The 11,609-nt window shown below is 61.3% G+C and carries 7 protein-coding genes and 1 pseudogene; 6 read left to right on the forward strand and 2 right to left on the reverse strand.

Going from position 1 to position 11,609, the window contains the following annotated elements:
* Positions 1-178: 178 nt before the first annotated feature.
* The 6 genes from ACP7BS_RS16970 to ACP7BS_RS16995 all read left to right on the forward strand — a co-directional run bounded on the left by ACP7BS_RS16970 (position 179) and on the right by ACP7BS_RS16995 (position 9,662).
* Complete coding sequence (locus tag ACP7BS_RS16970; RefSeq protein ID WP_426229755.1) at positions 179-2,644, forward strand: glycogen/starch/alpha-glucan phosphorylase; 2,466 nt, start codon at positions 179-181, stop codon at positions 2,642-2,644.
* A complete protein-coding gene (gene glgB, locus ACP7BS_RS16975) occupies positions 2,641-4,851 on the forward strand; it encodes a 1,4-alpha-glucan branching protein GlgB (RefSeq protein ID WP_426239028.1) in 2,211 nt (736 codons plus the stop codon). The genes ACP7BS_RS16970 and glgB overlap by 4 nt, the downstream gene beginning before the upstream one ends.
* A 120-nt stretch (positions 4,852-4,971) precedes the next feature.
* Entirely contained in the window at positions 4,972-6,231 is a 1,260-nt protein-coding gene (gene glgC, locus ACP7BS_RS16980; protein WP_426127076.1) for a glucose-1-phosphate adenylyltransferase, read from the forward strand.
* A gap of 2 nt (positions 6,232-6,233) precedes the next feature.
* Entirely contained in the window at positions 6,234-7,673 is a 1,440-nt protein-coding gene (gene glgA, locus ACP7BS_RS16985; protein WP_426239029.1) for a glycogen synthase GlgA, read from the forward strand.
* 4 nt (positions 7,674-7,677) lie between these two features.
* Entirely contained in the window at positions 7,678-9,306 is a 1,629-nt protein-coding gene (locus ACP7BS_RS16990) for an alpha-D-glucose phosphate-specific phosphoglucomutase (protein ID WP_426239030.1), read from the forward strand.
* A 146-nt stretch (positions 9,307-9,452) separates the two neighbouring features.
* On the forward strand, positions 9,453-9,662 hold the full coding sequence (locus tag ACP7BS_RS16995) for a hypothetical protein (protein WP_426229760.1): 210 nt from the start codon (positions 9,453-9,455) through the stop codon (positions 9,660-9,662).
* Positions 9,663-9,913: 251 nt separating this feature from the next.
* On the opposite strand, the gene ACP7BS_RS17000 is transcribed toward ACP7BS_RS16995, so the two are convergent.
* Together ACP7BS_RS17000 and ACP7BS_RS17005 are read right to left on the reverse strand one after the other, a co-directional pair.
* Entirely contained in the window at positions 9,914-10,825 is a 912-nt protein-coding gene (locus tag ACP7BS_RS17000; protein ID WP_426239031.1) for an aldo/keto reductase, read from the reverse strand.
* Positions 10,826-11,459: 634 nt separating this feature from the next.
* Positions 11,460-11,609 (reverse strand): annotated as a pseudogene (locus ACP7BS_RS17005) (IS110 family transposase); the annotation flags it as partial.

Here is an 11,609-nt window from a genome sequence, read left to right on the forward strand (position 1 = left end):
GGGCTTTTTCGCGTTATCCGCCAAATCGCAAGCCGTTTCGAACGCACCGTCTTCTTCAATTATCATCTTATTGAAAACGCTATTGCAAGCGCTTCGTATCGGTGCATAAATCGCTCATATGCCCCGTTGGTATTCGCCTCCGGTCTCCCAAACCGCACGCAGAGGGTAAGCCTTTTCCATGATCGATCGTTTGTCAAACGAGAAAATTCCGAGCGCCGCACCCCGCGCATCGAGCTCTGAAGTCCTTGCCCAGGAAATCATCGAGCGCCTCACCTACCGGATCGGCAAGGACCCGAAGGTCGCCAAGCCGCATGACTGGCTGACAGCTGCCATCCTGGTGGTGCGCGACCGCATCACCGACAACTGGATGGAATCGACGCGCAAGACCTACGCCACCGATGCCAAGCGCGTTTACTACATGTCGCTTGAATTCCTGATCGGCCGCCTGATGCGCGATGCCGTCACCAATATCGGCCTGATGGACGAGTTGCGCGAGGCGCTGGCCTCATTCGGCGTCGATATCGACGTCATCGCAGCCCTTGAGCCGGACGCGGCGCTCGGCAATGGCGGCCTTGGGCGCCTGGCTGCCTGTTTCATGGAAAGCATGGCGACGGTCGATATCCCCGCCTATGGCTACGGCATCCGTTATGTCCACGGGCTGTTCCGCCAGCAAATGGCCGATGGATGGCAGGTCGAACTGCCGGAAACCTGGCTTGCCCACGGCAATCCCTGGGAGTTCGAACGCCGCGAAAGCTCCTACGAAATCGGCTTCGGCGGCTCGGTCGAAACCGTCAACGTCGATGAGGAAGTCACCCGCTACGTCTGGAAACCGGCCGAACGCGTCATCGCCACGGCCTGCGACACCCCCGTCGTCGGCTGGCGCGCCAAGCGCGTCAACACGCTGCGCCTGTGGACCGCCCATCCGATCGACCCGATCCTGCTCGATGCCTTCAATGCCGGCGATCACATCGGCGCGCTCAGGGAAAGCAACAAGGCCGAAAGCCTTGCCCGCGTACTCTATCCGGCCGACGCGACGCCTGCCGGTCAGGAGTTGCGCCTGCGCCAGGAATTCTTCTTCTCGTCCGCCTCGCTGCAGGACATCCTGCGCCGCCATTTGCAGCAATATCCGGACTTCACCTCCCTGCCGGACAAGGTGGCGATCCAGCTCAACGATACCCATCCGGCCGTCTCCGTTGCCGAACTCGTCCGTCTGCTGACCGACGTCCACGGCATGGATTTCGAGACAGCCTGGGATATCGCCCGCCACACCTTTTCCTACACCAACCACACGCTGCTGCCCGAGGCGCTGGAAACCTGGCCGGTGCCGCTGTTCGAGCGGCTTTTGCCGCGCCACATGCAGATCGTTTATGCGATCAACGCCAAGATCCTGCTCGAGGCCCGCAAGCAGAAGACCCACACGGACCAGGAGGTCCGCAACATCTCGCTGATCGACGAAAGCGGCGACCGCCGCGTGCGCATGGGCAACCTCGCCTTTGTCGGCTCGCACTCGATCAACGGCGTGTCCGCCCTCCATACCGAGCTGATGAAGGAAACGGTGTTTGCCGACCTGCACCGGCTCTATCCGCAGCGCATCAACAACAAGACCAACGGCATCACCCCGCGCCGCTGGCTGATGCAGTGCAATCCCGAGCTCGTCACCCTGATCCGCGAGGCGATCGGCGACGAGTTCATGGACAATACCGAAGCCCTGCAGGCGCTGGATCCATTTGCCGACAAGCCCGATTTCCAGGAAAAATTCGCTGCGATCAAACGCGCCAACAAGGTCAAGCTTGCCCAGCTGGTGCAGAGCCGCATGGGCATCCGCATCGATCCGTCGGCGATGTTCGACATCCAGATCAAGCGTATCCACGAATACAAGCGCCAGCTCCTCAACATCATCGAGGCGATCTCGCTCTACGACCAGATCCGCTCGCATCCGGAGCTGGACTGGGTTCCACGCGTCAAACTGTTCGCCGGCAAGGCGGCACCGAGCTATCACAACGCCAAGCTGATCATCAAGCTTGCCAACGACGTAGCGCGCGTCATCAACAACGACCCGGCGGTGCGCGGTCTGCTCAAGATCGTCTTCATTCCCAATTACAACGTCTCGCTGGCCGAGATCATGGTGCCGTCGGCCGATCTTTCCGAACAAATATCGACCGCCGGCATGGAAGCCTCCGGAACCGGGAACATGAAGTTCGCGTTAAACGGGGCGCTGACCATTGGAACGCTGGATGGCGCCAATGTGGAAATGCGTGACTGGGTCGGTGAGGAAAACATCAAGATTTTCGGGATGACGGCAGACGAAGTCGCCAAGGTGCGCGCCGAGGGTCACAACCCCCGCGCCATCATCGAGCAATCGCGGGAACTGTCGCAGGCTTTGTTTGCAATTTCCTCCGGCGTGTTCTCGCCCGACGATCGAAACCGCTTCACCGGCCTGATCGATGGCATCTACAATCACGACTGGTTCATGGTGGCGGCGGATTTCGATGCCTATACCAAGGCTCAGCGTGAAGTCGATGCGATCTGGACGGATACGGCCAGCTGGTACTCCAAGACCATCCGCAACACCGCGCGCATGGGCTGGTTTTCCTCTGACCGCACAATCCGGCAATATGCCGGGGAAATTTGGAGAGCCGGATGACACCAGTGCCAAACGACGCCACGCCTACCGTCCCGTCAGCCAGTCTGCCGGCGGAAGAGATTGCGGCGATCCTCGCTGGCACTCATAGCAATCCGTTCGCCGCCCTCGGTGTCCATCCGGCGGGCAAGGAGTTCGTCGCCCGCTGTTTTCTTCCCGGCGCCGAAACGGTGACCGCCGAAACCCTGGCCGGCAAGGAGATCGGCACGCTGATACGGCGTGACGATGCCGGCGTCTTCGAAGGCATCGTTGCCGTCAAAAAGGCACAACCGGTCCGCTACCGCGCCCGCAACGGCGGCGGCGAATGGACCGTCACCGATCCCTACAGTTTCGGCCCGGTGCTTGGTCCGATGGACGACTATTACATCCGCGAAGGCTCGCATCTGCGGCTGTTCGACAAGATGGGCGCACATCCGATTAAGCATGATGGCGCCGACGGCTTTCATTTCGCCGTCTGGGCGCCGAATGCAAAGCGAGTCTCCGTCGTCGGCGATTTCAACGATTGGGATGGCCGCCGCCATGTCATGCGGCTGCGACAGGACACCGGCATCTGGGAAATCTTCATTCCCGACGTCCCATCCGGTGCGATTTACAAATACGAGGTCGTCGGCAAGAACGGCGAACTGCTGCCCCTGAAGGCCGATCCGTTCGCCCGCCGCTCGGAACTGCGCCCGAACAATGCGTCGATGACCACAGGCGAGATCGAACAGGTCTGGCAGGACGAGGAACACCGGGCACATTGGGCCAATGTCGATGCACGCCGCCAGCCGATCTCGATCTACGAGGTGCATGCCGCATCCTGGCAGCGTCGCGACAATGGCGACATGCTGACCTGGGATGAAATGGCCGAACGGCTGATCCCCTACTGTGTCGATATGGGCTTCACCCATATCGAATTCCTGCCGGTCACCGAATATCCCTATGATCCCTCCTGGGGCTACCAGACCACCGGGCTTTATTCGCCGACCGCCCGTTTCGGCGAGCCGGAAGGTTTTGCCCGCTTCGTCAACGGCGCCCACAAGGTTGGCCTCGGCGTCATCCTCGATTGGGTTCCCGCCCATTTCCCGACCGATGCACACGGCCTTCGCTGGTTCGATGGCACAGCCCTTTACGAGCATGAGGACCCGCGTCAGGGCTACCATCCCGACTGGAACACCGCGATCTACAATTTCGGCCGCGCCGAGGTGTTTTCCTATCTCGTCAACAACGCACTCTACTGGGCCGAAAAATTCCACCTGGACGGTTTGCGCGTCGATGCGGTCGCCTCGATGCTCTACCTCGACTATTCGCGCAAGCATGGCGAATGGGTGCCGAACGAGTATGGCGGCAACGAGAACCTCGACACGGTCCGCTTCCTGCAGACCATGAACAAGGAAGTCTACGGCAGCCATCCCGGCATCATCACCATCGCCGAGGAATCCACGTCTTGGCCGAAGGTCTCGGCTCCGGTTCATGCCGGCGGCCTCGGCTTCGGCTTCAAGTGGAACATGGGCTTCATGCACGACACGCTGCAATATCTGCAGCGCGAACCGGTCCATCGCAAGCACCACCACAACGACCTGACCTTCGGCCTGCTGTACGCCTTCAGCGAAAATTTCGTGCTGCCGCTTTCCCATGACGAAGTGGTGCATGGCAAGGGCTCGCTGATCGCCAAGATGGCCGGTGACGACTGGCAGAAATTTGCCAATCTCCGCGCCTATTACGGCTTCATGTGGGGCTATCCCGGCAAGAAGCTGCTGTTCATGGGCCAGGAATTCGCTCAGTGGCAGGAATGGGCGGAAGATCGCTCGCTCGACTGGAACCTGCTTGAGTATCCGCTCCACGAAGGCATGCGCCGTCTGGTGCGGGATTTGAACGGCACCTATCGCAACAAGGCGGCGCTGCATGCGCGCGACTGCGAGGGCGAAGGCTTCGAATGGCTGATCGCCGATGACCGCGAGAATTCGGTGTTTGCTTGGCTGCGCAAGGCGCCCGGTGAAAAGACCATCGCCGTCATCAGCAATTTCACCCCGGTCTACCGGGAAAACTATACGATACCGCTGCCGGTGGAGGGGCGGTGGAAGGAAATTCTCAACAGCGATGCCGAGATTTACGGCGGCAGCGGCAAAGGCAACGGAGGAGCCGTCCAGGCAACGAAAAACAGTGCAGGCGTTATTACCGCCACCATCACCCTGCCGCCTTTGGCGACACTGATGCTGGAACAGGAATAATACACGGCCAGGCGGGCTCCCAAGACCCGTCAACGCCGTGGATCAGAATAATATTTGGAGAGGACACAGTTCCAGGAGCGGTCAAACCGCCCGGGAACCATACTATCGGGAGGAAATTCAATGGAAAAACGGATACAACCCCTCGCCCGTGACGCAATGGCCTATGTCCTTGCAGGCGGCCGCGGAAGCCGCCTCAAGGAACTGACCGACCGTCGCGCCAAGCCGGCCGTCTATTTTGGCGGCAAGGCCCGCATCATCGACTTCGCGCTGTCGAACGCGATGAATTCCGGTATCCGCCGCATCGGCGTCGCGACGCAGTACAAGGCGCATTCGCTGATCCGCCACCTGCAGAACGGCTGGAACTTCTTCCGCCCCGAGCGAAACGAAAGTTTTGACATCCTGCCCGCCTCCCAGCGCGTCTCTGAAACGCAGTGGTACGAAGGCACCGCCGACGCCGTCTATCAGAACATCGACATTATTGAAGACCACGGCGTCGAATACATGGTCATCCTGGCCGGCGACCATATCTACAAGATGGACTACGAGCTCATGCTGCAGCAGCATGTCGACTCCGGCGCAGACGTTACCATCGGCTGCCTGGAAGTGCCGCGCATGGAAGCGACCGGCTTCGGCGTGATGCATGTCGATGAAAAGGACCAGATCATCGCCTTCGTCGAAAAGCCTGCCGACCCGCCGGGCATTCCCGGCAATCCCGAGATGGCGCTGGCCTCGATGGGTATCTACGTCTTCCACACCAAGTTCCTGATGGACGTGCTGCGCCGCGACGCCGCCGATCCGACATCAAGCCGCGACTTCGGCAAGGACATCATCCCCTATATCGTGAGCCACGGCAAAGCCGTCGCCCACCGCTTCAACCAGTCCTGCGTCCGCTCCGATTTCGAGCGCGAAGCCTATTGGCGCGACGTCGGCACGATCGACGCCTATTGGCAGGCCAATATTGACCTGACCCACGTCACCCCGGAACTCGACATCTACGACGGCACCTGGCCGATCTGGACGTTCGCCGAGATCAAGCCGCCGGCGAAATTCGTCCATGACGACGAAAACCGCCGTGGCTCCGCCACCTCGTCGCTGGTCTCCGGCGACTGCATCATTTCCGGTGCCTCGCTCAACCGGTCCATGCTGTTTACCGGCGTCCGGGTGAACTCCTTCTCCCGTCTCGACGGGGCGGTCATCCTGCCGAATGTCAAGATCGGCCGGCATACGCAGCTCAGCAACGTCGTCATCGACAGCCGCGTCGTCATCCCGGAAGGCCTCGTCGTCGGCGAGGATCCGGAATTCGACGCCAAGCGCTTCCGCCGCTCGGAAAACGGCATCTGCCTGATCACCCAGGCGATGATCGACAAGCTGGATCTGTGAGCATGGAAGTTCTGTCCGTCGCATCGGAAGTCTTCCCGCTGATCAAGACAGGGGGTCTCGCCGATGTGGCGGGCGCCCTGCCGGCGGCGATGAAACCGCACGGCGTGCGCATGCGCACGCTGATGCCCGGTTATCCGGTGGTGATGCAAAAGATCAAGAAGCCGCAGAAGATCGGCGGCTTCGACAACCTGTTCGGCAACCCCGCCTCGATCCTGGCTGTGGACCACGATGGTCTCGATCTTCTGGTGCTGGACGCACCGGAACTGTTTGATCGCGACGGTGGTCCTTATGTCGATACGACCGGGCTCGACTACACCGACAACTTCCGCCGCTTCGCCGCCCTGTCGCTGACCGCAGCCGAGATCGCCGGCGGCCTGCTGCCGAGTTGGAAGCCGGACCTCGTCCATGTCCACGACTGGCAGGCGGCGCTGACGCCGGTCTATATGCGGTTCGGCCCGGCTCATGCCACACCGGTGGTGCTGACCATCCACAACATCGCCTTCCAGGGCCAGTTCGGGCCGGACGTCTTTGCCGAACTGGCGCTGCCGCCGGAAGCCTTTTCCATGAGCTATGTCGAATATTTCGGCGATGTCGGTTTCCTCAAAGGTGGCCTGCAGACCGCCAATGCCATCACCACGGTCAGCCCGTCCTATGCCCAGGAAATCCTCACGCCCGAATTCGGCATGGGCTTTGAAGGCCTGTTGACCGCACGTCTCGCCAGCCTCTCCGGCATCGTCAACGGTATCGACACCCATGTCTGGGATCCGCAGACCGACAGGAATATCGCCGAGCCCTACGGGCCAGGCTCGCTGAAGAAGCGCGCGGCCAACCGCAAGGCGCTGTCGGCGCAGTTCGGCTTCGACAATGCCCCCGGCCCGATCTTCTGCGTTGTCAGCCGCTTGACCTGGCAGAAGGGCATGGACGTGCTCGCCGAGGTGATCGACGATATCGTCGACAATGGCGGCAAGCTCGCCGTGCTCGGCTCGGGCGATCCGGCGCTCGAAAGCGCCTTCATTTCGGCCGCCGCCCGCCATCCCGGCCGGGTCGGCATGGTGATCGGCTATAACGAGCCTTTGTCGCACCTGATGCAGGCCGGTGCCGATGCCATCCTTATTCCCTCGCGCTTCGAGCCCTGCGGCCTCACCCAGCTTTACGGCCTGCGCTACGGCTGCGTGCCGATCGTCGCCCATACCGGCGGCCTTGCCGACACGATCATCGACGCCAACGAAGCGGCCCTTGCCGCCAAGGTCGCGACAGGCTTTCAATTCTCGCCCGTTTCTGCTCCAAGCTTGCGCCAAGCGCTGCGGCGCGCCTTTACCGCCTACCGGCAACCGAAAGTCTGGGCTCGTCTCCAGGCTCAGGGTATGAAATCAGACGTGTCCTGGGATATGAGTGCGCATCGGTATGCCGACCTCTATTCCAGTCTTCTTGCGAAAGGCTAAGACCATGATCAGAACCGTTCAGACCACGCCCTATTTGGACCAGAAGCCCGGAACGTCCGGACTGCGCAAGAAGGTGCCGGTCTTCCAGCAGAAGAACTATGCCGAGAATTTCATCCAGTCGATTTTCAACAGCCTCGACGGGTTCAAGGGTCAAACGCTGGTGATTGGCGGTGACGGCCGCTATTACAACCGCGAAGCCATCCAGATCGCCATCAAGATGGCGGCTGCCAACGGTTTTGGCCGCATCCTCGTCGGCCGCGGCGGCATCCTGTCGACGCCGGCCGCCTCCAACGTCATCCGCAAATACAAGGCCTTCGGTGGTATCGTGCTCTCGGCCAGCCACAATCCCGGCGGTCCGACCGAGGATTTCGGCATCAAGTACAATATCGGCAATGGCGGTCCGGCCCCTGAAAAAGTGACCGACGCCATCTACGCCGGCACCCGCACGATCGAGACCTACAGGATCGCCGAGGTCGCCGATGTCAACCTCGATATCGAAGGCAGCCAGGACGTTGCCGGCATGGAAGTCGTGGTTATCGACCCGGTCTCCGACTATGCCGAGCTGATGGAAAAGCTGTTCGATTTCCGCGCCATCCGCAACCTGATCGGCGGCGGCTTCCGCATCGTCTTCGATGCGATGAGCGCGGTGACCGGCCCCTATGCCAAGGAAATCCTCGAAAATCGCCTGGGCGCCGCCAAGGGCTCGGTGCTCAACTTCATTCCGCTGCCCGATTTCGGTGGCCATCACCCGGACCCGAACCTCGTCCACGCCCGCGCGCTCTACGAGGAAATGATGAGCGACGACGCGCCGGACTTTGGCGCGGCCTCCGACGGCGACGGCGACCGCAACCTGATCATCGGCAAGGGCATCTTCATCACCCCCTCCGACAGCCTTGCCATGCTCGCCGCCAATGCGAACCTCGCGCCCGGCTATTCCAAGGGCCTCGCCGGCATCGCCCGCTCGATGCCGACCAGTGCTGCCGCCGACCGCGTCGCCGAAAAGCTCGGCATCGGCATCTACGAAACCCCGACCGGCTGGAAATTCTTTGGCAATCTGATGGATGCCGGCCTCGTCACCATCTGCGGCGAGGAAAGTGCCGGCACCGGCTCCAACCACGTGCGCGAGAAGGATGGCCTGTGGGCGGTCCTGCTCTGGCTCAACATTCTCGCCGTGCGCCTGGAAAGCGTTCAGGATATCGCCCGCCAGCATTGGACCACCTATGGCCGCAACTACTATTCCCGCCACGACTATGAAGAGGTCGATTCGGACGCCGCCAACGGCCTGGTGACCGCGCTGCGCGACCAGCTCGCCACCCTGCCCGGCAAGACATTCGGCAAGCTGAAGGTCGCCACCGCAGACGACTTCTCCTACAACGACCCGATCGACAAGTCGGTCTCGAACAACCAGGGCATTCGCATCCTGTTCGAAGGCGGCTCCCGCGTCGTCTTCCGCCTGTCGGGCACCGGCACATCGGGCGCGACCCTGCGCGTCTATATCGAACGCTACGAGCCCGATGCTTCCAAGCATGACACCGAAACCCAGGAAGCCCTTGCCGACCTGATCACCGTCGCCGACGAGATCGCCGGCATCAAGACCCGCACGGGCCGCACGGAACCCACTGTCATTACCTGACCGGATGTTCTAAGGAGAGGCATAAGCCTCTCTTCACCCTCCCCTTGAGGGGGAGGGTCGGCACACCGTGCCGGGGTGGGGTGGCCACCCAGAGCTCAATCGCCTCAGATCACCGACCAAACCCAGCCGCACAAGGAAACGCGACAATGACCGACGACGATCTTGTCGCCCTCTACAAGGCGGGGAAATTCAAGGAAGCGCTGGCTGCGGCCATCGGCGAAAACGGCAAATCCAAATCCACCCCGACCCGCCTCGTCATGGACAAGCAGGCAGGAAAGCTGCGCTGCTACCGCGGCAACAAGCGCGTCGAGAAGGACGCCAACGGCGAGTGGCAGCTGGTGAAGCTGCTGGGGTGATACGGTTTCCGGTTGATGAGTTCCGCTCAATCCGAAATCCCGGCGGCTTAACCCCCTCTGTCACTTCGTGACATCTCCCCCTCAAGGGAAGATTATTCTTTTCCCTGGCGAATTTTGAGACTGATGATGATCTCCCCCCTTGAGGGGGAGATGTCGGCATCGCCGACAGAGGGGGGTGAGCCTCCTCAATCTCAGAGGCGATGAACCGGAAACCGTATGAATGCAGCCAGCCATACCGTCAAATTCCGATTTTACGCCACCGGCCGTCCGGTCGCCACTTCCAGAACCTCAAACCAGTCCTGCAGCTCAAACTCGATCTCCACCGCCCGCGCCAGCGCCCTCACCCGTTCAGGGTCGGTCGAGCCGATGATCGGCAAAGGCTTGGACGGCAGGCGCAACAGCCAGGCAAGCGCCACAGTGCCCGCACCGTGCACGCCGTATTTGTCTGCAAGGCCGGTCAAAAGATCGACGAGCTGCGGGTTGCCTTTCTCCCGGTCGAACAGGCGCCCCCCGCCCAGCGGCGACCACGCCATCGGCGAAATCCCGTAATTGACGCAGTCGTCCAGCGTCCCGTCATAGATCGGCGCGGTATGCGTCACCGAAAGCTCGATCTGGTTGACCATCAGCGGAATAGGCAGCTTCGATTGCAGCATCGCAAATTGCGACGGCGTATGGTTCGAAACCCCCACAGCCCGCGTCTTGCCTTCCGAAACCAGCGCTTCCAGAACCTCGGCCACCTCGGCTGCATCCATCAGCGGATCGGGCCGGTGCAAAAGCAGCATGTCGACATGATCGGTCTTCAGGTTGCGCAGCGAGTTTTCCAGCGACCAGCGGATATGAACGGCCGTGCTGTTGTAATGCTTGACGCGATGCTCCGGCCGCGCCGGACCAGTCAGGGCAATGCCGCATTTCGTGACCAGCTCGATCCGGTTGCGCAGGTCGGGACGGGTTGCCAGCATCTCGCCGAACAGCGCCTCGACCCGGTAGCCGCCATAGATATCCGCATGGTCGATCGTGGTGATGCCGGCATCCAGGCATGTATCGACAGTCCGGGCGATCGAGGCGATCCCGCTCGTTTCCCGGTTGTCGGCAATACGAAAGGCGCCCCAGACCATTCGCGAAAATTCCGGGCCGTCACGGTGAATCTTGATACGGGATGACATGGGCACTCACTCGACGGTTGGTGAAACGGGGAAATTATTGGGGCACGGCTGTGACCGCCAACGTATAGAGTCTCGGCAGACCCGGCACAACGGATGCGCGCGACGTTGGCGGATGAAAAAATTCATCCCCGCAAATCCCCGCCCTCAAAACCCGTGCCATACTTCTTCCCGTCCCACCACGGATACACCGGAAAGCGTTGCCGGCGAGGTGGGGCCGGTGCCCGGAGGGTTTGGCGAAACGCGCGCGAAATCCCCGGGGCTGCGTGAAAGGCGGTTCTCCTCCGGTTCGTGAAAGCGGACCGGGCGTGCCGGGTGGTCACGCCGTCCTTGGACGGCCCAGGACCAAACCCCGCCTCATTGAAAAGCCCAGCGGATAAGCGGCCGGGCCGGGGCATTGGAGGCTTTCCTGTCAGAGAGGAAAGCGCAGAAGAACCTGAGAAGCGCGGCAAAAGACACTGAACGGGGCGCCGGAAGGCGTCATATAAATTACTTAGTCATCGGCACTTTCCAGCGCCCCGACCAAGTGACTGAAAGCAAGCAAAACCCACGACGGATTTTCCGGGCGTGGCTTGAAGTGTTGAGGGGACCGCGAACTCCCTCTTCTCCCCAGCGGGGAGAGCGACTGTCTTGTTCGTCAAGCGTTTTGCCATGGTTTATTGTCCCGGATGATGGCATTGAGAATGGTGAGAAGCTTGCGCATTGTCGCAACGATGGCGACGATTTTGGGTTTGCCGGCAGCGACGAGACGGTCGCGGAAGGCCTTGAGGGCGGGGTTGTAGCGGGC

This window comes from Pararhizobium sp. DWP1-1-3 (assembly GCF_049896125.1).
In the GTDB taxonomy this organism is placed as follows: Bacteria; Pseudomonadota; Alphaproteobacteria; order Rhizobiales; family Rhizobiaceae; genus Pararhizobium.